The organism is candidate division WOR-1 bacterium RIFOXYB2_FULL_36_35, assembly GCA_001771505.1.
In the GTDB taxonomy this organism is placed as follows: Bacteria; Margulisbacteria; WOR-1; order XYC2-FULL-46-14; family XYC2-FULL-37-10; genus XYB2-FULL-36-35.
In genome coordinates this window covers 13,257-36,742 of record MEUA01000023.1, presented here as the reverse complement: position 1 = coordinate 36,742, position 23,486 = coordinate 13,257, and the positions used below count along the sequence as shown (strand labels likewise).

Below are 23,486 nucleotides of genomic sequence, written 5' to 3'. Positions count from 1 at the left end.
TAGTCCCTTTTTGCCGAAGCTGCTATTAAGGGAGGGAGCAATGGTTTTTGTTACTTTATTAGTTCCTGGATTAAGATCTTTTCTTAAAGAAAAAACTTTAAGGAAAGATAACGGATTAGTAACTTTAGTCCCTGATGGTGGCTGGGCAAGGAAGAAAGTTGTGCAGCCTTCACCACATGCAATACCCCTAACAGCTAAATCTTCTACAACATTGACCCCTCCTTCTTCCAGGTTATATCGAGAAGCTCTGGCTTTTTTTATAACAGAAGAATATGATCATGCAATTGTTGCTTTCTTAAAAGTCTTGAAAATACAACCTTATCATGTGGATGCTCTTTTTGGTTTAGGAAGAGCTTATTTGAGTAAAGGAGAAAAAGAAAAAGCCGTAAATACAGCCCATAAGTTAGCAGACGCGGCGGAAGCATTATATTCATTAGGAAACAAAGAAGAAGCATTTAGATCTCTGAGCTTGGCAAATGATATTCTTCCAGAAGATGATATTTTTATCCTTTATTCGTCAGCTTTAATTTATGAAAAATGTGACAACATGGAAAAAGCATCTGAAAAGCATTATAAAATTGGAGTAATCTTTTACAAACAAGCGTTGTCTACAAATTCATTAAGATTACTAAGAAGAGCCATGAGAGCATTTTTAAAGGCCAAGGAATTATCACCTAGTTTTGATCTTCATGAAAGAAAAGAAATTGATTTAGAATATTTACTTGAAAAATGGGCTATTATACAAAAATTAAAAGAAGAAAACCTTGAAGAAGCATTAGCATTATTAAATAAGATGCTCTTGAAATATCACGCACAGTCTATTGATGAAAATGAGTCAAAAGGAATAATCTTAGCGGAGGATGATTTTTCAGAAAAAAAAGATTTAACAAACTCATATCTTTTGAGCGGGACAATCTTTGCTTGTTTAGCCTTAAGAATTTATGAAGGATGTAAGTTAGATGAGAATCACGAATTTACAGCTTTATTTAACAGATCTATCCGCTTTTTTGATAAAGCTTTAGAAGTAAATCCATCGCTTTCTCATGAGCAATTTTTATTAAACGAACCTACAATTCATGAATGGACAGACAAAAAATCCGTAAAGTTTTTTACGGATTTTACATTTGCTTTAAAGTTTTTAATCGATTTAGGATATAGAAGTTTTGCTACATATGTTTTATTGGCTGAGGCTTATAACAGGCAAAATACAGCTTTGTATTCTATTGCAAAAGAAAGGCTTGCAGAACAATATATGATAAAAGGTGATATAGAAAGCCTTTTTGCGGCAGCAGACATTTTTTACAGTCTTGAGAAAGATAACGAATTGATCGATTCTATGGTAAAAGCTGCAAATTTATCATTGTTGCGAGGTGTTGATTCAACATTTGATCAAAGGCTTTTTTATTACTTGAGTACCATACTTAGGCAAAGAGAAAAGCATGAAATCCTCGAAGTAAAAACGGATGCGGAAAAAGAGGGAAAAGCCGAGGATGATGAAATTGATGCAGAAGCGTTAATATATGATACAGATATAACCCCAACTGAGTTAGGCACTTTTGATGATACTACAATAGTTTTAGGCGATGGGGAGGAAGAGGAGGCACAAGAGGCTGAAGATGACCTTAACCCAAATCCAGATGGAGATTCAGATTATCGCGCAGAAGAATTAAAGAACTCCGGGCCAGAAGATGAGGGTTTTAATCCAACTTCAAGGAATTTACGCAGACAACGAGATGATCTGTAATATATAATATTGAACCAAGCTTGCTAGAGTGATAGAATTTATTAATAATGAAATCAGACATTGAAATAGCCCAGGAATCAAAAATAGAATTAATAGATAGAATTGCCAAAAGAGCAGGGTTTAAAAATGAAGAGATAGAAAATTACGGCAAATATAAGGCAAAAATAAATTTATCCGCGTTAAAAAGACTTCAAAACAAAAAAGATGGAAAGTTAATTCTTGTAACTACTATTACACCAACTCCTCAAGGAGAAGGGAAAACAACAACTGTAATCGGTTTAGCCCAGGGGCTAAAAAAAATCAAGAAAAAAACATTTATTTGTATTCGTGAACCTTCACTTGGGCCTGTTATGGGGATGAAAGGGGGCGCGGCAGGGGGAGGATATTCACAAGTTTTACCGATGGAAGAAATCAACCTTCATTTTACAGGAGATATACACAATGTAACAGCAGCTCACAACCTTTTAACCGCCATGATTTATAATCACATTTATCAAGGGAACGACTTAATGCTAGATGAAAACAGAATTGTCTGGAATCGTGTTATGGACATGAATGATCGTGCACTCCGTGGAAGTTTTTCAATTACAGCCTCTTCTGAAATCATGGCGATAATGTGCCTTTCTGAAAATTTAACTGACATGAAAAACAGGTTGGCTCAAATTGTAATAGGGTATAAAAAAAATGGGGAGGTCGCCTTAGTCTACGAACTTAAGGCTCAAGGAGCTATGGCTTTGTTGCTAAAAGATGCTTTAAAACCTAATATTGTGCAAAGTATTGAAGGTATCCCTGCTTTTGTTCATGGGGGCCCTTTTGCAAATATTGCCCATGGCTGTAATGCTATGACAGCAACAAAACTTGCGCTAAAATCTGCTGATTATGTAGTTACAGAAGCCGGCTTTGGTTCGGAGTTGGGAGCAGAAAAGTTTTTTGACATTAAGTGCCGCCAAGGAGGATTAAAGCCAAACGCGGTTGTTTTAGTTGTAACATATCAAGCCTATATTGTCCACGGAATTGAAAATATAAAAAAACATGTTGAAACTTTGAGGCTTTTTAATCTTCCTTTTCTTATTGCAATCAACAAAAAAGAGAATGATTCCGATGAAATTTTAGATGAATTAAAAGGCCGTTGTGAAAAATTGGGAGTTGATGTGGTTATATCTGATGTGTGGAATAGGGGTGGGGAAGGGGGAATAACTCTGGCAAAGGCTGTTCTTAATGCCTGTGAAAGAAAGTCTGAATTAAGGTATTTATATGGACTAGAAGAGTCCATAGATAAAAAAATAGAGCATATTGCACAAAAGGCTTACGGCGCAGATGGCGCTATTTTTTCGGATAAAGCCAAAGATGACCTTAAATTTCTAGAAAAATCAGGATATTCTAATTTGCCTGTTTGCATAGCCAAAACACAAAACTCTTTAAGTGACGATCCAAAACTGTGCGGACGCCCCTGTAATTATAAAATAGTAGTCAGAGAATTATCTCCCTCTGCTGGGGCTGGTTTTATTGTCGCATATTGTGGAAATATAATGACAATGCCCGGACTTCCAAAGCATCCTGCGGCTGAAAAGATGGATATAACAGAAGAGGGCGATATTATAGGATTATTCTGACTTATAATCTTCCTACATGAAATAGTGTGAAAATTCAAGATGATTTCATTGTGTTATTGATATATAATTTAATTAATGATTAACAAAAAACGGATAGAAAAAGCTGTGAAGGAAATTTTGCTTGCCATTGGAGAGGATGTAAACCGTGAAGGGATAAAAGAGACTCCTAAGCGAGTTGCACAAATGTATTCTGAAATTTTTTCGGGCATTCAAGAAGATCCTTCCAAGCATTTAAAAATTTTCAAGCAAGGACAGCATGAAGAGATGATTATTGTAAAAGATATTCCGTTTTACTCTATTTGTGAACATCATTTTGTCCCATTTGTAGGAAAAGCTCATGTTGTTTATATCCCCAGAAAAGGAAACGTTACAGGATTGTCAAAACTTGTTAGAGTAATAGAAGGTTATGCAAAACGTCCCCAAGTTCAGGAAAATCTCACAAGCCAAATAGCGGATACTTTGATGCAAAAGTTAATGCCTCAGGGTGTCCTTGTCATAATAGAAGCGGAACATCTTTGTATGTCAATGAGAGGGGTAAAAAAACCGGGATCAATAACCGTTACTTCCGCAGTAAGGGGAATATTTAGAAAAAATTCCACCACAAAAGCAGAAGCATTGGCGCTTATTAATAAATAAGGATACAAATAAGATGAAAATAAAAGTATTTTTTTTTGTATTATCTTGTTTTTTCTCTGTTTTGTTTTCTTTTGCTTACGCTGACGATCTTTCTTATGAAAATAAACAGACAGAAAAGTTTTTTGATAAAAGGATAAGACGATATGTTGATGTTGCAAAAGGGGAGTTATTGGTAAAATACAAGGATTTAATTTCTATACAATCCATTAATACTTTTAATTCTCAAAATAACCTAAAAATTGTTAGAACACTTTCCAATAAAAAAATAAAACTCTTAAAGATTGCTGACGAAAGCAAAAATTCTTCGCTCAAAGACATAGTAGATGCTTATAATAAAAATCCATTAATTGAATATGCGGAACCAAACTTTGCTTTATACAAACTTTCTGTAACGCCCAATGATCCATATTATTATGAACAATGGGGATTGCCTTTAATTCATGCAAATGATGGTTGGGATATAACCAAAGGGAATTCTGACGTTATTATAGCTGTTGTTGACAGCGGTATAGATTTTACCCATGAAGATTTGCAAGATAAGGTCTGGATAAATCCTATTGAGGGGAGCGCTGGCAATAAAAACAACGGAATTGATGATGACGGGAACGGTTATATAGATGATTGGGAAGGATGGGATTTTTTTGCCTCAGACAATGATCCTTCAGATCTAGATGGCCATGGTACACATGTTTCCGGAATAGCCGCGGCAGTGACAAATAACGGCAAGGGAGTTGCTGGCGTTTCTTGGAATAGTAAAATTATGGTTGTCAGAGTCCTTAATTTCAGAGGTATGGGTTTTGTTGATATTACGGCAGACGGGGTAAGATACGCAGCCGATAACGGCGCAAAAGTTATAAACATGAGTTTGGGATCATATTCATTTGTTGATAGTATGAATGAGGCTGTGCAATACGCATATAACAAAGGATGTGTTCTGGTTGCCGCAGCGGGGAATGATGGAGATCCCACAGTTGAATATCCAGCTTCTTATGAAAATGTTATAGGCGTAGGTTCAATAGGTCCTGATAATAACCGTTCGTCTTTTTCAACTTATAATGAATCTGTTGATGTTTGCGCTCCGGGAGGAGATGGAGGGAGTTCAAATTCAGGCAATATACTTAGCACTTATAAAGGGAATGCTTATGCGTACAGTTATGGAACCTCTATGTCAACTCCTTTTGTATCAGGGTTGGCCTCCTTGATTTTTGCTCAAAATTCCACATGGGCAAACTCTCAGGTTATAAATAAAATTGTGAGCTCTGCTGATGATTTAGGAACTGCGGGATGGGATCCTTACTATGGCTCTGGCAAAATAAACGTCTATGCGGCTTTAAGTTTTGGATCTTCTTCTACCCAAGAATCGACAACTAAAACGATATATGCTTATCCAAATCCATACACAGCAGGGTCTTCTTCTGGTGTTGTTTTTGAAGGTTTGTCGGGAGACGAAAGAATAAGTATATATACGCTTTCAGGGAATCTTGTAACATCAACGACATTAACCGGAGGGGCAAGTTGGACATGGAACGGTAAAAATTCATCAGGAGCTTGGGTTACAAGAGGCATTTATATTTATTTCATAGGAGGTTCCGGTGTAAAAAAGATAGGGAAAATTGCAATTATTGATTAAAAAAATAATTATTTATTATGCCAATGCTTCGACGCATTATTCTTTGTAAGTTATAAATTAATGTATGAATAGAAAAAAAATAATTTTACTATTGTTCTTTCTTTTCTTTATGAAAAGTATTTCCATAGGAGTAAACGCTCAAACTGGAACTTTTGCTGGAGATTATCTTAAATTAAACGGGAATGCAAAAGCATCAGCCATGGGAGGCGCCTTTATTGGAGTTTCAGATGATCCAAGCGCGACTTTCTGGAATCCTTCAGGTTTATCTCAAATAAAAAGAATTGAGATTTTATCAACTTATATGAACTATTTTGCGGGGATAAGCTATATATCCTTTGCCTTTTCTTCTCCTGTCATGGAGTCAACACTCGGTCTTTCTGTTGACTACGTAAACATGGGACAAATTGAAGAGACAACGCCAACAAATCCCACAGGAACAGGAAGATTTTTTTCTCCCGCAAGTCTGGTTATTGCAACTTCCTACGCGCGCAATGTTTTAAACAATTTGTTTCTTGGTGGCAGCTTTAAATTAATTAATGACACCATTGATACAAGTAATGCTTCCGGCTATGGTGTTGACCTTGGTATGTTGTGGAACGCCAATGCAAAGGGAACTTTTGGAATCACACTAAAAAATATTGTAGGATCTTTGGGAAATACCGCTATTCCATCAAATTATGGAGTTGGGTATTCTTACAAATTAGACGATATTCTTTTTGCGGCTGATTTAAATTTGCCATCAGATGATAATATGTTTGCAAATTTTGGCATTGAATATAGTTTTGAAGATAGTTTCTTTGTTAGATCCGGACTAACAAGTAAACAAACAGATAACTCGTCTATATCTTTTGGCATTGGTTTTATCAGTAAAAATATTCAATTTGACTATGCCTTTGTCCCTCATTCCGAATTGGATACAACCCATCAGCTTACAATTAAATTTATGCCAGACTTTACGAGAAAAAATCCTTATTTAACCCCGATTATTCACCCCGATTAGGATAATCGGGGTTCACGTCAGAATCAATAACCAACAAATTGTCAAACATTACTCGGGGTATGAATAAGCGGGGTTAAAAATTCCCCAATATTGGAACTGACGATCTTTTGTCGTTTTTTAATCAATTTTCGTCATGCAACAGCCTTTTGATGGAATTGTTGTAAAATGAAACATCAGGCTGGCACAAAAATTGCTGCTTATTTTAAATATAACCATGAAAAATATTAGCAAATGGATTTTTTTAGCCAAGACTCCTGATTTAGGGGATGCCTCTATAAAAAAACTGTGGGATTACTTCGGTTCCATTGACGCAATTTTGAATGCTAATCCAAATGATTTATCAAAAATTGAAGGGTTACCTAAAAAGGGGATAAAAGCCTTTTTAGAGCTTAGAGAAGAAATAAAAATGGTGGAGACTAAAATCCCTGAAAATATTAAAGTTTTAACTTTTGAAGATGAAAATTATCCTGAAATCTTATTCCAAATTCATGATCCTCCTCCTGTTATATACTACAAAGGAGATTTTCTAAAAAATTTCGATAAATCAATTGCAATAGTTGGGACCAGAAAAGCTTCTAATTATGGAATAAATGTTGCTAGAAAAATTGCCTTTGAACTTTCAAAACTTGGAATAATAATCATATCTGGTATGGCGTTAGGTATTGATACCGCCGCTCATGAAGGGGCTCTTGAGGCAGGAGGTAAAACAATTGCCGTTTTAGGTTGTGGGGTTAATGTTCTTTATCCTCCCGAAAATATAGATTTAAGGGATAAAATTATAACATCAGGCGCTATTTTATCCGAGTTTCCACTAAATGACCCGGTAGATAACTGGAAATTTCCAAAACGGAACAGAATTGTTTCCGGTCTTTCCCTTGGGACAATTATTATTGAAGGAGGATATAAAAGCGGAGCTATGATAACAGCTAAGCTTGCTTTGGATCAGGGTAGGGAAGTTTTTGCTGTCCCGGGAAATATAGAATCGGAATTGTCAAAAGGGCCTCATTGGTTAATCAAACAAGGAGCAAAGCTTGTTGAGGGAGTTGATGATATTATTGATGAATTCCAACATATCATATCCCTCAACCAATACAAATCCCTTTTACCTGTTAAAGAGATTAAAAAAATAGAGATTCAGCTCTCTTTTGAAGAGAGTAATATATTAAAGTTTATCTCTAATGAACCTATGCATATTGATGAAATTGTAAGAAGATCAGAATTAGTTATATCAAAAGTGTTGATAACCTTATCGCAACTAGAGATAAAAAAACTTGTAAAACAATTACCTGGAAAAATGTTTATTATTGAAAAAAGCAGTCTTTACCACATGCCAAATTTTTGCTGAAATTTCCATAATACATTAACGATAATATAGCAGAGGATAAGAAGATGCCAAACGTATACTTAAAAAAACTAAGCGCTACAGGAGTTGCACCTGATCATGGGAAATCTTTATCTCCTGCCGGAAAAGGAGCTACGAAAGCAACCCCAATAAAAACAGCTACAGACAAAACCCCGTTCCTTTTAAAACTTCTTGAGAGATGGCAAGTTGAAAGAGAGATACAGAAAGTAGGCGGAACCCAAGCACTTTCTTCTTTAGAAGCAGAAGTAATACCGAAAATTAGTCCAATAAAAGTGGATTTGCAAGGATTAAATGTAAATATCCCAACTATTTCTATATCTTTGGATGATGTCACAGTACAAACTCCTTCTTCTACAGTAGCTGGAAGAGCATCTTTCTCTGTCTTACCAAAAAAACCATTAAACGCTCCGGATATTCGTTATTGTCAGGGATTAGGCGATTTGCCAAAGCTCTCAACTGGAAGAGCCAGCACAACACTAACCCTTCAAACAGGAATATCTTTAGGGAAAACGACCATGTCCTTTGCTTGGCTGAAAGATTTAATAAGAGATCAGGCGCGAGAAATGGAAATGAGAATTTTAGAAGATTCTGCCATGTACAACGCTGGATATAAACATATAGTTGAACAGCTAAGTTTAGCTTTTGGTCGTTTAGTTAGTTAACCCCGATCATTAACCCCTTTTTTAAATTCTCTTATGTTTGGTTCTACTGAATAATTTGGAGTAAGTTTCATTAAGTTTGAGTCTTTTCCTTCTTTGATTAACTTTTCGCCGATAATTGCAACATTTGAGCCTCTGGGTATAGAAAAATTTTGAATGGCAAATCTTATATTCTTCGCGATAAAAAGGCTTTGAATTTCTTCATTACAACTGCATACATAGATTTCACCCTTAATTTTAGACAACAACTTTTTTATATCTTCCAATTTCATTAATAAATCATTTGTAATGCGTTTTAAATTATTTTGATAAGAAGCAAATAAAGCAATGTTATATTCATCCCGTCTGGCATCAGAAAGAGAGAGTATAGTCCCATTAACATTTATTAAATTAAAAGCAATTGCTTCAAGTGTCGAAACTTGGGCAATTGGTACGGCAAAAATCTGCGCTAATGTTTTAGCTGTTGCCATTCCACCGCGTAATCCATTATAAGATCCAGGTCCGGAAGCAACAGCAATCCCTGTTATTTTTACTTTTGCCTGTTCTATGAGCTTTTCTATATAAACAATTAAATCTTCTGTAAAAGACTCTTTGCCTGAAACGATAAGTTCCGCAAGAGTGTTGCTGTTTTCACAAATTCCCACAGATAGGATTTTTGTCGCGCTGCTTATACCTAAAATTGCCATATTTTTATATTGTAATTACTCTCTTATCAGCATCTTTGATTTCAAGCCTAATTATTTTAGCATTTTCGGGAAGCAAATCTCCAAGTTTTTCAGCCCATTCTATTAAACATATTCCATCTTTATGAAAATATTCTTCAATGCCTAAGTCCTTTATGTCCGTCCCCGCGTCCAAACGATAAAGATCAATATGATAAAGAGGAATTTTGTTCTCATACTCATTTATTATAGTAAAAGTAGGGGAAGAGATATAATCTTTTAATCCTGTACCTAAAGCTATTCCTTGACTTAGAGTAGTTTTTCCCGATCCAAGATCTCCTTCCAAGGCTATAATATCATTTGGCTTGAGCTGTTTTCCAATTTTTATACCCAGCTTTACTGTTTCCTTGGGACTATTCGTTATATATTTCATTAATACAGAAAACCCCTTAAAAAACAGAGGCTTTAATTTTACCATTTTTCATAATCATCATACCTGCTTGTCTTTATCTCTTTAAAACCCGGAAGTTCATCATCATATTTATCAGTCCCGATCTCAATTTTTCTCTCTTCATAAAGAGTCGAAATGCTTTTTTCCAAAACAGGATGCATTAATTGCGGTGACAATTCTTTGAGAGGTTGCAGGACAAAGAGCCTTTCATGCATAAGAGGGTGAGGAATCTGGAGCTTGTCATCGCTTATCACACTATCGCCATAAATTAAAATATCAATATCAATAGTTCTGGGCCCCCATTCAACTTCTCTTTCTCTTCCCAATGTCTGTTCTATGTTTTGAAATTCTTCCAAAAGTTTATGAGCAGAAAGAATGGTTTTTATTTCAATTACACAATTTAAAAATGATTGTTGATCCTCTTTGCCTTCAGGGTCAGTCTCATAATTTGATGAACGTCTAAGTACCTCTATCCCTTTTATCTTTCTAATCAAAAAAACCGCTTGTTCGATATATTCCTCTCTGTCTCCAACATTACTACCTAAACTTAGGTAAACAAGTTGTACCCCCTTTTTGTCTTTTTTCTTGCTTTTTTTACTTGTTTTTACTTTTTCTTTTTTCTTTACTTTGCTTTTCATTTTTTTATTCCTCCTATATATTCTAAACTCTAACAATTAAATCTGTTGTTTTTGCAACTTCTCTCATCTCCTCTACATCATGAACTCTTATTATGTTGGCCCCATTTAAAATTGCCAAGACTACCGTTGCTGCTGTTCCCATAAGCCTTTTATCAACTGGTAAATTCAATATATTACCTATCATTGATTTTCTTGAAGTCCCTGCAAGAATTGGATATCCTAAGATTTTTAACTCTTTAAGTTTTTTTAAAAGCGTTAAATTGTGAGTTATTGTTTTGCCAAATCCAAATCCGGGATCTACAATTATCTGATCAGAGAGTATACCAGTTTTTTCGGCAATTTCAATACTCTTTTTCAAATAACTTATTACCTCAAAAATTAAATCTTTATACAAGGGATTGTTTTGCATTGTTTTTGGGCTTCCTTGCATATGCATTAGAATTACTCCTGCATTATATCGGGCAATTGTTTTTGCCATTTTAGAATCAAAATTTAATGCGCTTATGTCATTTATAATATGCGCGCCTGCAATTAAAGCTTTTTCTGCAACTTTAGATTTTTGAGTATCTATTGAAATTAAGCATTTTTTCTTCTTTGCTAAATATTTTACAACTGGCAAAATTCTTTGGATCTCCTCTTTTTCTGATACAAGCTTTGCTCTAGGCCTCGAAGATTCTCCTCCTATATCTATTATATCCGCGCCTAATGATATTAATTCGTCTGCTCTTTTTATTGCGTTCTCATAATCATAGTATTTGTTTCCATCATAAAAAGAATCCGGAGTTACATTTAATATCCCCATTATATAAGTTCTTTTCTTGAGATTTATGGATAAGTTACGCGCTTTAAATAAAGTAGGTTCCGCTAAAAAATTTCTTAAGGCTTCTTTTATAGCCTGGCCTATTTTTGAAAGATCAAAGTACTTGTGGCTTGATAGCTTATTAATTAAGCTTTCTATTTGCTTTAAAGTTCCTGAAATAATCGTATCGGATTTTTTTATTGAATGGTCTATTGCTCCACGCGCAGTTGCTGCTTCTCCTCCCAAAGAAAGAATTTCCTGCTTAATAATATTAACCTGAGTGGGAGATAAGTCTTTTATTTTTATTGTGTAAAAGGTGTATTTATCCCGCATAATTTTTATGCCTTCTACATCACAGCCTATGGTTGAAAGTTCATGGTTGGCTTCTTTCTGGTTTTCTATAATCATTACACGAAAATTATACGTTAAAGATTTTGACATGTTAACTTGACAACTTTTTTTGTTTTTTCATCAACTTTCGCTCTCTCATCTATTCGGAATCCAGCAATCCAAATGATTCGGCCCGATGATTCTACAATAGGAATAAAATCCCTTTCTTCTGAAGGTATTTTTAAATCAACAAAGAAATCTTGCACTTTTTTTGCGCCATTCATTCCTAGCGGGTAAAACCTGTCTCCGCTTTTTCTGGAACGAACGATTAACTGCTTATCAATTTCTTCAAGATCAACAAAAACTACATTTTGTGAATCTGAAAAGGTGTCAAGATGGTCTATTATTTCCGCAGTTATTTTTATTTTTGCCTCTTTTACTGCAATTTCTCCAGGGATTGAAAAAGTATAATAAAAAGAATTTTTACTCTGAGTTTGAGGCAATTCTTTTGTTATGGTTAATTTGTTTTTATTGCAAATAACATAAGTCTGATCAGGTAAATGCTGTTGCCAGTTTTCGTTGGAATCAAGATTTTTTATTATATTGTGTATATGACTAAATGACAATTCCGCCAGATTCCCTTTTACTTTTTCAATGGCAGTTCGAATTAAATGTCCCGTTATCGAAGGATCAAATTCCCTAAGTTTTTTTGAGTCCAGCTCTAATTTGTCCTCTGATTGTTTTAAAATCACTTCCGAAATAGCTTCACGGGTTTTTGATTCCATATATAAATAATCTTCTGTTAGAAGTAAAACAGTCTGAAGTAATATCTCTTTAATCCTTAAGTTATATATTTTCAACTGCGGAATTAATTTTAAACGGACCCTGTTTCTTAAATATTTTGATTCATAATTTGTGTGATCTATTCTAGGAACAAGCTTTAATGAAGCAGTATATTTTTCTATATCTTTTCTCCAAGTTCTAATAAGAGGGCGTACAATATTCTGTCTAACAGGAGGTATTCCCGTTAACCCTTTAAGCCCTGCGCCCCTTAAAAGCCGCATTAAAAATGTTTCAACCATATCATCAGCAGTGTGACCAAGAACAATTTTGTTTGCTCCAACTTTTTCAGATGTTTTTTGGTAAAATGCGTAACGCAAACGACGACCGGCATCTTCTAAGTTCAATTTGTTTTGTGCCGCATAGGCTTCAACATCAACTGAATCAGAAATGCACAAAAGTCCCAGGTTTTTTGAAATGTTTTCTACATATCTTTGATCCATTTCTGCATCTTCTTTTCTTATCAAATGATTTAAATGAGCAACATGGATAGCAGAAATTTTTAAGTCTTCTTTGAGGGAATGCAAACAATACAAAAGAGATACGGAATCCGCCCCTCCAGAAACACCTACGAGGATAGAATCTCCTTTATTTATCATTTTATATTCTTTAATAGTCTCTAGTACATTATTTCTTATCATGCTAAAAATCCCGCTATTTTTGAAAATATAGGTATTTCTATTGTTTTGTCAAAAAAAGCAAAAAGTGAAAAAGGGATTGTTACCGCCCAAAGAAGAAGGGAGGCAAAATTTGTCTGTAGAGAAGCTATCGCAAGCATATTTATTGCTCTAATTAACATAAATATTGTTATTAAGACCATCCAAAGGATCAAAGCAAAAGAGGCATGAAATGCATTATATTTGTTCTTACGCCTATCTGTAAGGATGATGTACAAAGTCGGCATAAAAAAAAGATATGCCGTGGCGCATAAGATTGGATTTTTGTTTTCTAGGTTTTTCATTTTTGTAATTTGTAATTAGCAATTGTAATTTGTATTTTGCAAATTACAAACTACAAACGACTAACTACTAAGCCTGCCGGGAGCCAGAATCGAACTGGCGACCTAGGGCTTATGAGTCCCTCGCTCTAACCAACTGAGCTATCCCGGCCGATTAGCTTACAACTATAAAAAGTTTAACATAAACTTCTTAAAAATTCTACTTGCCTAAGGGGGGCTATTACTGATAAAATTCTAAATACGGTAGTAAAACATAATTAAGGAGAGGTGCTATATTGGTACAAGAAGTAAAAATCATGGTTATAGATGATGAGCCATCTGTGCTTGAATCATTTAAGATGATACTCAAAATAAAGGATTATTCTGTTGACACCTTTGCTGATGGGCCTTCTGCGATAGATCCGTTAAAAAAAAGTTTCTATGATATGGCTTTTGTTGATTTAAGGCTTCCTGTGATGGATGGTTTGGAAGTTTTAAAAAGAGTCAAAGAAATTGATCCTGATATTGAAGTTGTAATTGTAACAGCATATGCGACGGAATCTTCTCATTCTAATGCTATTACCTTGGGGGCGTTAGAATACCTAAGAAAACCGTTTTTAATGGAAGAAATTTATGAATTAGTAGATAGGGGGCTTAGGCGTAGAAGGAGCAAAGGGGTAAAGAGGGAGGGGCCTCCCGAGCCGCCGCCGCCCATCCACTAACGAGTCTTGACTGTGAGTTTGAGTCGTTAGGCTTTAGCTAAATACAAAATACTCAAACTCACACTAAAGACTTTCCCTCAAATTTCTGCTCACTGCTTACTTATCCCCCCCATTTTCCTGAAATCCCTCTTCAAAAATGACGATATATATATATGACAATATGCAGTGGTGTAAATAAAAATTTCGGGAGAGCAACTTCAATAACGCAGTTAAGTGCAAAGGTTATATCCAGATTTCATGACCCCAAAGAAATTGCACAATTTGCTGGCTCCGTTATTGATCAAAGACCTTTGGTGATTTGTTTTGGAGAACAACATGTTGAAAATAGAATTATTGAAAATGTAAAGTCTCCATCTAAACATTTTATATCGGATTTCTTTATTCCACTACATAAAGGTGGGTATCTTGATTTAGTGTATGAGCAACTTGCTTATGGAATATCAATAGACTTTTATCATGACAAGTTAAGATTAAGAGATGAAAGTACAACTGAAGAAGATATTAATTTATTAAAATCAGAGCTTTCAAGTTTTATTGAAAAATCAAAAGAAAAAGCAAAGGATAAAGAAGGGCTTGAAGCTATTATTTATTCGGCTTTTCTTCTTGGCCAAAGATTACATGGCGTTTTTCCTGAAGGCTCTTCTTTTTTAGAATATTTGAATTCCCCTTTTATTTTAAGAGATCATTTTTTAAGGGTTGTCAGGGATTTAAGTTCTCAAGGAAGACCTGTTATCACCTATGGTGGGGGGCTGCATATTCTTATTGATCCTCCTGACATTGAAGGGTTTCCAGATGTGAGTTTTGTAAAGCCTCTAATAACAGAAGATAGAAAAAAAATTGTTGCTATTGATTTAATTTCTCCTGAATATGTTGTTTCTGGTTTAGGCAGCCATTATGAAAATTTTGTTCGTTTCTATAGTGATCCTCATGAGGGAAAAATTCTTCAATATGGAGAGAATCAATATGCAATTGTTTATCCAGGAAGGTTTAAGGAATAAAATACAAAGTTACCTATTCTCAATCATCCTTTCAATCGCCTTTCTTGCCCTATCTGCCACATCTTTTTCTACAGTAATTTCAGTCTTAACTTCTTCCAATGCCCATAAAAGTTTTTCAAGTGTTGTTAATTTCATATTGGGACAAACGGCCTTATCAGTTACAGGATAAAACTTCTTATCAGGATTTTCTTTTTGAAGCCTGTGGAGCATCCCGATTTCTGTGCCGACAATTATCTCATTTGCACTGCTCTCTTTTGCAAATTTAAGCATTCCTCCGGTTGATAACGCGTGATCCGCAAGCTCAACAACATCCGTCCTGCATTCTGGATGGACAATTACAACAGCAGACGGATGTTCATTTTTTGCTTTTTCAATATCCTGTGGCATTATCTTCATATGAGTAGGGCAGTACCCGTTCCAATAGATAAACTTTTTGTCGGGTACTTTTTTAGCGGTATTCATCCCTAGGTATTTATCAGGGATAAATATTATTTCGCCTGTCTCTTTTATAGACTCTACAATCTTTTGAGTGTTTGCGGATGTGCAACAGATATCAGATTCTGCTTTTACTTGGGCTGTAGAATTTACATAACAAACAACTTTAGCGTCAGGATTATCTCTTTTAAGTTTTCTGACATCTTCTCCTGTTATCATGTTTGCCATGGGACAGCCCGCGTTAATATCCGGCATAATGACAGTTTTAGTGGGGGAGAGGATTTTGGCTGTTTCTGCCATAAAATAGACGCCGCAAAAGACTATGAGGTCAGCATTTGTAATTTGCGAGGCCTTTATTGACAGTTCAAGAGAATCACCAACAAAATCAGCCGCATCCTGTATTTCGCCCAACTGATAGTTGTGTGCCAAAATTACAGCATTGCGGCTGACTTTAAGTTTGTTGATCTTTTCGAGTAACGGATTAGTCAACTTTGATTACCGAATTTTCTTCTCCAAGAGCGCTTTTTTTCTTGTTGGCCCTTGGATCTGGAATCCATTTTCCATCGGCAACAAATTTGTACTCGTGTTCACCAAAAGTGAGAGACTTTGTGACTACCCATTCACCATTCCCTTTTCTATTCATCACAATAGCATTTTCTCCCCAATCAGTAAAATCACCTGCAAGGTAGACCTTTCTAAATTTTCCGTCCAAGTCTTTAAAAGTAAACTTAATTCTCTTGCCGGACATGTTTACTCACCCCTTTTTTGAATGACCAATGTTTAATAGTTCTGGTTCATTCTATATATTTATCTGCCGCTCTTAGTAAAAATTTCATGTTTTTTCAGAATTCGTAATAATTCCACCACCAAGAACTTCGTCTCCATCATAAAAAACCACAGATTGACCTGGTGTTACAGCTCTCTGTGGCTCTTTGAAAACAACTTTTCCTTCTTTTTTATCTATCAGAATTAGAGTTGCTTTAACTTCTGGACTATTATATCGTATCTTTGCACAAATTTCTATGCGATTTTTTTGAAATTCACCTGACACAAAAGTTAAATTGTCCGTTCTCAGTTCTTTTTTTAATAAATCTTCATTATCTCCGATAACAACTGTATTTTCTTTTGAATAAATTTCCACAACATATTTTCTTTTTTTATGTGCTCCAATCCCTTTTCTCTGTCCGATTGTATAAAAAATAATACCATTATGTTTGCCTATAATATTCCCATTTGTATCTAATAAATTACCTGGTTTACAATATTCTGGAATTCTTTCCCTTAAAAAAGAACCATAGTTGTCATTTTCGACAAAACATATCTCCTGGCTCTCTTCTTTATCATGTACCGGCAAACCAAACTCCTTTGCAGTTTTTCTAACCTCTTTTTTTGTCAGTTCTCCAAGAGGGAAGAGTGAGTGCTTTAATGTCTCCTGATTCATCATATACAAAACATACGACTGATCTTTTGCCTCATCAATTCCTTTTAATAGTTTATATTCTATGTTTTTCTTGATCCCTTGATCCCTTGATCCCTTGAAACCTATCCTTACATAGTGCCCCGTAGCAACATAGAAAGCCCCAAGCTCTCTTGCCTTTCTTGCCAAAAGATCAAATTTGATAAGCTCATTACATTTTACGCACGGGTTTGGCGTGCGGCCATTTTTATATTCTTCTATGAAGTATTTGATGACTTTTTCTTCAAATTCTTTTCTGAAATTTAGGACGTAGTGGGGGATACCAAGTTTAAGGGCTACTTTTTTTGCATCTTCGATTGCGGATAGGGCGCAACATCCTCCAAACTCTTTTTTGGGCTCCCAGATTTGCATAGTGATGCCGATGACGTTATAGCCTTGTTCTTTGAGCAATGCCGCTGCAACGGAAGAATCGACCCCTCCTGACATGGCGATGATTACTTTTTGATTGGGGTTAGCTGGTAGATTCATTATAAATAAGGAACTATTTATTTTGTAAAATCGAGAGAATTGTTGTTTTTATTTTTTGGAATTTTTGTTGTAAATCTTGGGCTTCTTCAAAAGCAATTGAATCGCCAGATGGATATCTTAATTTGGGAAGATAAAGATTAAGTTCAAGAATATGATCCTTTACATCATTTAGTTCTTTATATTTGCCGATATTTTTTGACAAGAGTTTATCTAAAAAATGGATTTTTTCTAGACTCCCTCCATTTTTCAATATTAGTGCTTTTAATAATTTTTCCGTGGCTTGATGTAAATGATAGATTATTATGTCAGCGTGTCCATTTTCTTTTACCAGTAAATTTGCTGTGTCGGAATCGTGCGTTGCAAGTTTTATCCATTCTTTAATATCAATTTCGTTCATATAGTTTTTTTCCTCTGTTTAAAATATTATTCCAAAAACTTAAATTTTGTTTTTGTTTTTCTTTTATTTCTGCAGAAGAAGCAACAATTAGATCTAATCCAAAATTCCGGGGAAATAATGCTTTGCTTATCTCTAACGCCAACTTATTTTTTGCTTTGCCCGAATCATCAATAATGAGAATGTCTAAGTCACTGCTTTCTGTAGGAGTGCCTGATGCGTAGCTCCCAAATAAATAAATTTGTTTAGGGTTAACATTCTCCTTTATTGTCTCTATAATGCCTTGAATATCTTCTTTAGCTAACATTATAGTAATTATATCTTATTTCATTAGAGATTCAAGTTAAAAGGCAAGATAAGGATATAAAACAAATAACAATGGTCCTCTTTCAGCTGTACCCGCAGTTTTGTCTTTTGCTGTTTGCATTAAGCTTGAAAAGCATGTGCGTTAACCGCCGCAATAAATTGCAGAATAGGGTTTATCTCTTTTTTATCCATAAAATCAACCATAAGTTGGTTAGCTCTTACAGCATCATTTTCGGTGAATATTCCATCCCTCTTATTCACTAATAGTATATATAAAAGGCCTCTGCCCACACTTGCTGTTGCAGGACTAAACATTAACAAATTTCTTATTGATATGTTAGAAAACCATGTATCAAAAGGTGTGTTCCAAAAAGGATTGCAAAATCCAAGGGTAGACAGTTCTTTTAGATCGAGACTAACGGCTGTTGGCAAAGAATTTACAAGTTGTATTGGCAAATCAGGGTTAGCAAAGGGCATCTTAACAGTCGTATTATCAGCTGTAAAAAATAGATTATCATTTGACCCGGCAGAAAGAATTCTCATCCCTAATACAGCATTTTCCACATTAAACTCTGCCTCTAATTTATGTCTCATAGTTTCGAATAATGGAGTTACAATCCTTGGTTCTACTTTTCCTTTTAGCTTTTGAGGTTTTGGCTCCATAGTTAAGTGATCATGATACGCTCGGGCTAAAGCAAAATAACTTATAAGAGGAAGCTGAAAATCTCCGTTTTCCCACGAACTTATAGCTCTTGGAGTAGTTCCAATTCTATCAGCTTGAGCTTGTTGAGTAATGCCGGCAGCTGTTCTTGTCCCTACTAAATCTTTTGAATCTTTTAATATAGATGGATGTTTTGTCTTTGAAGGTAGTGGTAATATAAATATTTGCATTGGTTTCTCCTCATTCACCCTGATTATCCTAATCGGGGTGAATAATCGGGGTTAAATTCGCTTTGAGCGTTGATTTCCCTATGGTCATTCATCGTCCCACTTTTCTTGGAATTTCAGATTATTATTATTATGCCTGGGGTTTTGGCTGATTTTGACAAAAATAAGAAGCTTATTGGCATAGAAATTTTAGATGCCTCTAGCATCATTGGACAAGAAATAGAATTTGAACTTCCAAAAATTTCTAAACCTCTTCTTCATGTGGCTTGAAATTAGGTAAACCTTTACCCGTTGTCTTTTTTAAATAGTCATCGACAGCCAGTTTAAAAGCATCTTCTGCGAGGACGGAACAGTGAATTTTTACTTTTGGAAGGCCGCCCAATGCTTCAACAACCGCTTTGTTTGATATTGTTAATGCGTCTTCAATGGTTTTTCCTATTACCATTTCTGTCATAATACTTGAAGTAGCAATGGCTGACCCGCAACCAAAAGTTTTGAATTTGGCATCGGTGATAATGTTCTCTTTTACTTTTATGAACAATTCCATAATATCGCCGCAAACTGGATTCCCAACTTTTCCATGCCCGTCGGCATCGGGAATCTCTCCCACATTACGGGGATTCATAAAATGATCCATTACTTTGTCTGAATATGGTTCCATATTAACCTCCGGTTATAATTGGATATTGGTCATTTTTTGTATAAAGGCGACATTGCGCGTAGTTTTTCAACAATCGGCGGCAACTGCTCTATTACATATTTTATATCATCTTTTGTCGTGAGTCTACCCATTGAGAAGCGGAGACTGCCATGGGCTACATCATGAGTTAGTCCGATTGCCAAAAGGACATGCGAAGGATCAAGTGAGCCTGATGTGCAGGCAGAGCCTGATGATGCCGCAACCCCTAAAAAGTCTAAATTGAGCAACATCGATTCACCTTCGATATACTTAATAGAAATATTTATATTATTTGGCAGTCTTTGTGTTCGATGACCGTTTAAGATCGATTCTGGAATTTTGGATAAAAGCTCGTCTATAAGCATATCCCGTAAAATTATCAGGCTTTTAGCCTCATTTCCCATATTTGCAATTGCAATCTCTGCCGCTTTTCCAATGCCTACAATCCCGGGAACATTTTCAGTAGAAGCCCTGCGGTTTCTTTCCTGTCCACCGCCATGAAGGAAGGAGACCATTCTTGTCCCTTTTTTAATATAAAGAGCGCCAACCCCTTTTGGTCCATAAAATTTATGGGCTGAAACGGATAAAAGATCAATATCCAGCTCCTTTACATCAATTGGAATGTGCCCGGCTGTTTGAACTGCGTCCGTATGAAAGACTACACCTTTTTCATGCACAATTTTTGCAATCTCTTTTATGGGCTGAATAGTCCCAATCTCATTGTTTGCCTGCATGATTGAAACTAAAATTGTTTTATCTGTTAGCGATTTTTTCACATCTTCCGGATTTACGATCCCTTCTTTATTAACAGGGACATAAGTTATTTCAAATCCCTGTTTTTTCAGGAATTCACAACAGTGGGAGATTGCGTGATGCTCAATGGCAGAAGTGACAATGTGATTTCCCTTGAGTTTATTAGCAAAAGCGACCCCTTCAAGGGCAAAGTTATCTGATTCCGTTCCTCCTGATGTGAAGACTATTTCATCTGTTGATGCATTAAGCAATTTTGCGACTTGTTCTCTTGCTTTTTCAACAGCGGATCGAGCCTCCTGGCCAAATTTGTGGATAGAGGAGGGGTTACCATATATTTCACTAAAATATGGTTTCATTGTTTCCTCAACATCAGGGTGGGTTGGCGTTGTGGCGGCGTAATCTAAATAGATTTTTTTCATTTTTATACTTAAATTATAACATAATTTTAGTGTCTAATCAGTGTTCATTGACCCTGCTCTATAGCCTTGCAGGTCTACTGCGACATAAGTATATCCCATCAACTCAAATTTTCTGGCGATATCATCTCTTAAATCTTCATCTAACATTTGAGACATATCCTCTTTTCCAACCTCAATGCGGACTATATTCCCATGATCCCTTGCTCTTACCTGTCTCAATCCCAACCCACGTAAAAATTTTTCTCCCTCGTCGATTCTTGTTAAAATCTCTTTTGTAATTTTGGTGCCGTATGGAACTCTAGATGCCAAACAGGCATATGCGGGCTTGTTCCAAGTGGCAAGTCCCAAGGATTTTGAAAGTTGCCTGATCTCCTCTTTGGTCAACCCTGCTTCTTGCAACGGACTTCTAACACCAAGTTCTTTTTTTGCAACAGCCCCCGGTCGGTAATCTTGTAAATCATCTTTATTTGATCCGTCTATTACATGCGGGATCTTTTCTTTTTCGGCAATCTTTTTTAACTTTATAAAGAGCTCCTTTTTGCAATAGTAGCATCTGTTTCTAGAATTTTTGATGAAATTTTTATCGGAAAACTCGCAAGTTTTTATAACTATAAAATTAGTATCAAGCCTTTTCGCAGTATCAACTGCCTCTTTTTCTTCTGATTTTGGGTATGTTTCAGATTTTGCAATTATTGCCAAAACATTTTCTTTTCCAAGAGTATCTAACGCAACCTTAAGTAAAAGGGTACTGTCAACACCTCCAGAGTAGGCAAGGAGGACTTTTTGCAGGCTTTTTAATATGTTTTTTAGTTTGCTTGTTTTTTTCATTTTAGGAGATACATGGCTATGGGTAAATAAAAAAGCGAAGCAAGCATACTGATTGCGATTGTTGATGCGACAAGATCACAATCCTCTCTGCAACCATATTTTTCACAAAAGACAATGCTTGTTATCGCAGATGGAAGGATAGACATAATAATCAATACATTTGCCAGTATTCCCGATATATTAAAAATTCTTATTATTACAAACGCAACGACAAAACCAATCCCTCCACGAAGTATGGCTCCAAACAAAGGAAGTTTTAGTGATGATATCCTTATATTTCCTATCCTATAACCGAGCATGATGAGGGCGAGGGGTATTGTTGCACTCCCAAGCATAGATAGCCCTTTAAAAACAGGAAAAGGGATTTCAATGTTATAAATATTTAATAAAATTCCAAGCGCCGCTGTGTATATAAAGGGTATTTTAAAGACCTCCCACTTATCTCTTCTTTCCGAGATTATGTAAATACCTAGAGAGAAAGCAAAGAGGGCAAGTGTCGCATCGTAAATTACTGCGTAAGCAAGACCTTTAATTCCATAACTTATCAAAACAATAGGAACTCCTAAAAAACCTGTATTCATAAAGGCTATCGGGTAGTACATTCCCAACGGCAATTTCTTTTTCTTTCTTATAAGATAAACCAAAGCTATTCCGGATATTATTACTGTTGCGGCCGTAAAAAAAATAATTGCAATTTCGCCGGCTTCAAACTTGCTTAAAGTTATAGATGTTATAAATAGGGCAGGGGCAGTTACGTAAATTATCAGATCTGCCAGGATCTTAATCTCTTCTTTTTTAAAGACAGATAAAATATACCCTGAGGAAAACATTATTAGAATTGGGATTATTATTTCCAGCATGATTCTTATATAGTAGTAGTCTTTTCCCTGTCATTTAGATATTCATCTTCAATGAATTTTCTGGCAGACTCGGCGGCTAAAGCTCCATCTCCTGCTGCCGTGACTATTTGATATAAAGATTTTTCGATTACGTCACCGCAAGCAAAAATTCCGGAGCTTGAAGTTCTCATGTTATTATCAACTTTTATAAATCTATTTTTAGACATATCCAATATATTATCAACAAAACTAGTATTGGGAATTCGTCCTATATATATAAATAACCCTTCCATCGGAAGAGTTGTTCGGGTATTTGTTTGGGTGTTTAACAGTGTTAAGCTTTCAACACGTTTATCCCCGTTAATTTCTTCTATAGTAGAATTCCATAAAACAAAAATTTTTGGGTTATTTAAAGCTTTTTCAATTATTATTTTATCTGCTCTTAATTTATCTCTTCTATGAATTATTGTTACCTTTTTGGCAAACCTTGTAAGATATATAGCCTCTTCAATAGCGGAATTTCCTCCGCCTACAACGGCGATGTTTTTTTCTTTATAGAATGACCCATCACAAGTTGCGCAATAAGAAACGCCTCTACCTCTGAATTTATCCTCGCCTAAAATGCCAAGTTTCTTTGTCTCTGTTCCTGATGCTATTATTATCGCCTTTGCCTGTATTTTCTCTCCGTCTATTTCTATGTATCTATCTTTTGTTATTTTTGTAACTTCTCCGTAATAGATCGGAATATCCAAGTTTCTAACACCTTCTTCAAATTTATGGCTTATATCCATTCCACTTATTCCTTCAGAAAATCCCGGATAATTTTCGATTTTATAAGTCGTGGAAGCCATCCCTCCGATCAAGGCTCTTTCTATAAGAAGAGTCTTTAGCCTTGCACGCCCGGCATATAAGGCAGCAGTTAATCCAGCAGGCCCTCCGCCTATTATTATTAAGTCAAAGATAGAACCATTTCCTTCA

The 23,486-nt window shown here is 35.5% G+C and carries 26 protein-coding genes and 1 tRNA gene; 9 read left to right on the top strand and 18 right to left on the bottom strand.

Annotation, left to right across the window (positions count from 1 at the left end; all coding sequences use genetic code 11):
• Positions 1-40: 40 nt before the first annotated feature.
• From A2290_03215 to A2290_03185, 7 genes are all read left to right on the top strand, one after another.
• On the top strand, positions 41-1,744 hold the full coding sequence (locus A2290_03215) for a hypothetical protein (protein ID OGC15264.1): 1,704 nt from the start codon (positions 41-43) through the stop codon (positions 1,742-1,744).
• Positions 1,745-1,791: 47 nt separating this feature from the next.
• On the top strand, positions 1,792-3,357 hold the full coding sequence (locus tag A2290_03210) for a formate--tetrahydrofolate ligase (protein ID OGC15263.1): 1,566 nt from the start codon (positions 1,792-1,794) through the stop codon (positions 3,355-3,357).
• Positions 3,358-3,432: 75 nt separating this feature from the next.
• Positions 3,433-3,993, top strand: coding sequence for a GTP cyclohydrolase I FolE (locus A2290_03205; protein OGC15262.1), 561 nt, complete (start codon positions 3,433-3,435; stop codon positions 3,991-3,993).
• A gap of 13 nt (positions 3,994-4,006) precedes the next feature.
• On the top strand, positions 4,007-5,623 hold the full coding sequence (locus A2290_03200; protein ID OGC15261.1) for a hypothetical protein: 1,617 nt from the start codon (positions 4,007-4,009) through the stop codon (positions 5,621-5,623).
• 109 nt (positions 5,624-5,732) lie between these two features.
• Positions 5,733-6,623: a hypothetical protein gene (locus A2290_03195; GenBank protein OGC15260.1), complete on the top strand. Its 891-nt coding sequence runs from the start codon at positions 5,733-5,735 to the stop codon at positions 6,621-6,623.
• Positions 6,624-6,837: 214 nt separating this feature from the next.
• Positions 6,838-7,968 (top strand): DNA protecting protein DprA, encoded by a 1,131-nt coding sequence (locus A2290_03190; GenBank protein OGC15259.1) that lies wholly within the window; start codon positions 6,838-6,840, stop codon positions 7,966-7,968.
• Positions 7,969-8,012: 44 nt separating this feature from the next.
• Positions 8,013-8,648 (top strand): hypothetical protein, encoded by a 636-nt coding sequence (locus tag A2290_03185; protein OGC15258.1) that lies wholly within the window; start codon positions 8,013-8,015, stop codon positions 8,646-8,648.
• On the opposite strand, the gene A2290_03180 is transcribed toward A2290_03185, so the two are convergent.
• The 7 genes from A2290_03180 to A2290_03150 form a co-directional block, all read right to left on the bottom strand.
• Entirely contained in the window at positions 8,645-9,331 is a 687-nt protein-coding gene (locus A2290_03180) for a tRNA (adenosine(37)-N6)-threonylcarbamoyltransferase complex dimerization subunit type 1 TsaB (protein OGC15257.1), read from the bottom strand. The genes A2290_03185 and A2290_03180 overlap by 4 nt on opposite strands.
• A 4-nt stretch (positions 9,332-9,335) precedes the next feature.
• Positions 9,336-9,740, bottom strand: coding sequence for a tRNA (adenosine(37)-N6)-threonylcarbamoyltransferase complex ATPase subunit type 1 TsaE (locus A2290_03175; protein OGC15289.1), 405 nt, complete (start codon positions 9,738-9,740; stop codon positions 9,336-9,338).
• 38 nt (positions 9,741-9,778) lie between these two features.
• Positions 9,779-10,396, bottom strand: a complete 618-nt coding sequence (locus A2290_03170; GenBank protein OGC15256.1) for a 2-amino-4-hydroxy-6-hydroxymethyldihydropteridine diphosphokinase — start codon at positions 10,394-10,396, stop codon at positions 9,779-9,781.
• Between the two features lie 22 nt (positions 10,397-10,418).
• Positions 10,419-11,636 carry a dihydropteroate synthase gene (locus A2290_03165; protein OGC15255.1) on the bottom strand — a complete coding sequence of 406 codons (1,218 nt, stop codon included), beginning with the start codon at positions 11,634-11,636 and terminating at the stop codon, positions 10,419-10,421.
• The gene (locus A2290_03160; protein OGC15254.1) at positions 11,621-13,006 is read right to left on the bottom strand and encodes a tRNA lysidine(34) synthetase TilS; all 1,386 of its coding nucleotides are present in this window, start codon (positions 13,004-13,006) and stop codon (positions 11,621-11,623) included. Before A2290_03160 ends, A2290_03165 begins: the two co-directional genes overlap by 16 nt.
• Positions 13,003-13,326: a hypothetical protein gene (locus A2290_03155; GenBank protein OGC15253.1), complete on the bottom strand. Its 324-nt coding sequence runs from the start codon at positions 13,324-13,326 to the stop codon at positions 13,003-13,005. Before A2290_03155 ends, A2290_03160 begins: the two co-directional genes overlap by 4 nt.
• Before the next feature lie 74 nt (positions 13,327-13,400).
• Positions 13,401-13,474: transfer RNA gene (locus A2290_03150), tRNA-Met, on the bottom strand.
• A 145-nt stretch (positions 13,475-13,619) separates the two neighbouring features.
• Between A2290_03150 and A2290_03145 the strand changes: the two genes are divergently transcribed.
• The gene (locus A2290_03145) at positions 13,620-14,024 is read left to right on the top strand and encodes a hypothetical protein (GenBank protein ID OGC15252.1); all 405 of its coding nucleotides are present in this window, start codon (positions 13,620-13,622) and stop codon (positions 14,022-14,024) included.
• 152 nt (positions 14,025-14,176) lie between these two features.
• Positions 14,177-15,022 carry a hypothetical protein gene (locus A2290_03140; GenBank protein ID OGC15251.1) on the top strand — a complete coding sequence of 282 codons (846 nt, stop codon included), beginning with the start codon at positions 14,177-14,179 and terminating at the stop codon, positions 15,020-15,022.
• A 9-nt stretch (positions 15,023-15,031) separates the two neighbouring features.
• On the opposite strand, the gene A2290_03135 is transcribed toward A2290_03140, so the two are convergent.
• The 11 genes from A2290_03135 to A2290_03085 form a co-directional block, all read right to left on the bottom strand.
• Complete coding sequence (locus tag A2290_03135) at positions 15,032-15,946, bottom strand: quinolinate synthase (GenBank protein ID OGC15250.1); 915 nt, start codon at positions 15,944-15,946, stop codon at positions 15,032-15,034.
• Complete coding sequence (locus A2290_03130; protein OGC15249.1) at positions 15,939-16,205, bottom strand: hypothetical protein; 267 nt, start codon at positions 16,203-16,205, stop codon at positions 15,939-15,941. The genes A2290_03135 and A2290_03130 overlap by 8 nt, the downstream gene beginning before the upstream one ends.
• An 84-nt stretch (positions 16,206-16,289) precedes the next feature.
• On the bottom strand, positions 16,290-17,402 hold the full coding sequence (locus A2290_03125; protein OGC15248.1) for a tRNA 2-thiouridine(34) synthase MnmA: 1,113 nt from the start codon (positions 17,400-17,402) through the stop codon (positions 16,290-16,292).
• 13 nt (positions 17,403-17,415) lie between these two features.
• Entirely contained in the window at positions 17,416-17,799 is a 384-nt protein-coding gene (locus A2290_03120) for a hypothetical protein (protein ID OGC15247.1), read from the bottom strand.
• Positions 17,786-18,103 (bottom strand): hypothetical protein, encoded by a 318-nt coding sequence (locus A2290_03115; protein ID OGC15246.1) that lies wholly within the window; start codon positions 18,101-18,103, stop codon positions 17,786-17,788. Before A2290_03115 ends, A2290_03120 begins: the two co-directional genes overlap by 14 nt.
• Positions 18,104-18,222: 119 nt before the next feature.
• Positions 18,223-18,993, bottom strand: coding sequence for a hypothetical protein (locus tag A2290_03110; protein OGC15245.1), 771 nt, complete (start codon positions 18,991-18,993; stop codon positions 18,223-18,225).
• 241 nt (positions 18,994-19,234) lie between these two features.
• Entirely contained in the window at positions 19,235-19,651 is a 417-nt protein-coding gene (locus A2290_03105; GenBank protein OGC15244.1) for a Fe-S cluster assembly scaffold protein NifU, read from the bottom strand.
• A 29-nt stretch (positions 19,652-19,680) separates the two neighbouring features.
• Positions 19,681-20,847, bottom strand: coding sequence for a cysteine desulfurase NifS (locus A2290_03100; protein OGC15243.1), 1,167 nt, complete (start codon positions 20,845-20,847; stop codon positions 19,681-19,683).
• Positions 20,848-20,874: 27 nt separating this feature from the next.
• Complete coding sequence (locus A2290_03095) at positions 20,875-21,669, bottom strand: TIGR00268 family protein (GenBank protein ID OGC15242.1); 795 nt, start codon at positions 21,667-21,669, stop codon at positions 20,875-20,877.
• Positions 21,666-22,529: a hypothetical protein gene (locus A2290_03090; protein OGC15241.1), complete on the bottom strand. Its 864-nt coding sequence runs from the start codon at positions 22,527-22,529 to the stop codon at positions 21,666-21,668. The genes A2290_03095 and A2290_03090 overlap by 4 nt, the downstream gene beginning before the upstream one ends.
• Positions 22,530-22,534: 5 nt before the next feature.
• Entirely contained in the window at positions 22,535-23,470 is a 936-nt protein-coding gene (locus A2290_03085; GenBank protein ID OGC15288.1) for a thioredoxin-disulfide reductase, read from the bottom strand.
• Positions 23,471-23,486 lie beyond the last annotated feature (16 nt).

Coding starts and splice junctions, on each gene's coding strand:
- A2290_03105 (OGC15244.1), bottom strand. CDS start 19,651: ATGGAACCATATTCAGACAAAGTAATGGATCATTTTATGAATCCCCGT.
- A2290_03160 (OGC15254.1), bottom strand. CDS start 13,006: ATGATAAGAAATAATGTACTAGAGACTATTAAAGAATATAAAATGATA.
- A2290_03110 (OGC15245.1), bottom strand. CDS start 18,993: ATGCAAATATTTATATTACCACTACCTTCAAAGACAAAACATCCATCT.
- A2290_03155 (OGC15253.1), bottom strand. CDS start 13,326: ATGAAAAACCTAGAAAACAAAAATCCAATCTTATGCGCCACGGCATAT.
- A2290_03145 (OGC15252.1), top strand. CDS start 13,620: ATGGTTATAGATGATGAGCCATCTGTGCTTGAATCATTTAAGATGATA.
- A2290_03120 (OGC15247.1), bottom strand. CDS start 17,799: ATGAACGAAATTGATATTAAAGAATGGATAAAACTTGCAACGCACGAT.
- A2290_03210 (OGC15263.1), top strand. CDS start 1,792: ATGAAATCAGACATTGAAATAGCCCAGGAATCAAAAATAGAATTAATA.
- A2290_03175 (OGC15289.1), bottom strand. CDS start 9,740: ATGAAATATATAACGAATAGTCCCAAGGAAACAGTAAAGCTGGGTATA.
- A2290_03090 (OGC15241.1), bottom strand. CDS start 22,529: ATGCTGGAAATAATAATCCCAATTCTAATAATGTTTTCCTCAGGGTAT.
- A2290_03205 (OGC15262.1), top strand. CDS start 3,433: ATGATTAACAAAAAACGGATAGAAAAAGCTGTGAAGGAAATTTTGCTT.
- A2290_03170 (OGC15256.1), bottom strand. CDS start 10,396: ATGAAAAGCAAAGTAAAGAAAAAAGAAAAAGTAAAAACAAGTAAAAAA.
- A2290_03200 (OGC15261.1), top strand. CDS start 4,007: ATGAAAATAAAAGTATTTTTTTTTGTATTATCTTGTTTTTTCTCTGTT.
- A2290_03190 (OGC15259.1), top strand. CDS start 6,838: ATGAAAAATATTAGCAAATGGATTTTTTTAGCCAAGACTCCTGATTTA.
- A2290_03115 (OGC15246.1), bottom strand. CDS start 18,103: ATGTTAGCTAAAGAAGATATTCAAGGCATTATAGAGACAATAAAGGAG.
- A2290_03130 (OGC15249.1), bottom strand. CDS start 16,205: ATGTCCGGCAAGAGAATTAAGTTTACTTTTAAAGACTTGGACGGAAAA.
- A2290_03195 (OGC15260.1), top strand. CDS start 5,733: ATGAAAAGTATTTCCATAGGAGTAAACGCTCAAACTGGAACTTTTGCT.
- A2290_03215 (OGC15264.1), top strand. CDS start 41: ATGGTTTTTGTTACTTTATTAGTTCCTGGATTAAGATCTTTTCTTAAA.
- A2290_03140 (OGC15251.1), top strand. CDS start 14,177: ATGACAATATGCAGTGGTGTAAATAAAAATTTCGGGAGAGCAACTTCA.
- A2290_03185 (OGC15258.1), top strand. CDS start 8,013: ATGCCAAACGTATACTTAAAAAAACTAAGCGCTACAGGAGTTGCACCT.
- A2290_03165 (OGC15255.1), bottom strand. CDS start 11,636: ATGTCAAAATCTTTAACGTATAATTTTCGTGTAATGATTATAGAAAAC.
- A2290_03125 (OGC15248.1), bottom strand. CDS start 17,402: ATGAATCTACCAGCTAACCCCAATCAAAAAGTAATCATCGCCATGTCA.
- A2290_03095 (OGC15242.1), bottom strand. CDS start 21,669: ATGAAAAAAACAAGCAAACTAAAAAACATATTAAAAAGCCTGCAAAAA.
- A2290_03180 (OGC15257.1), bottom strand. CDS start 9,331: ATGGCAATTTTAGGTATAAGCAGCGCGACAAAAATCCTATCTGTGGGA.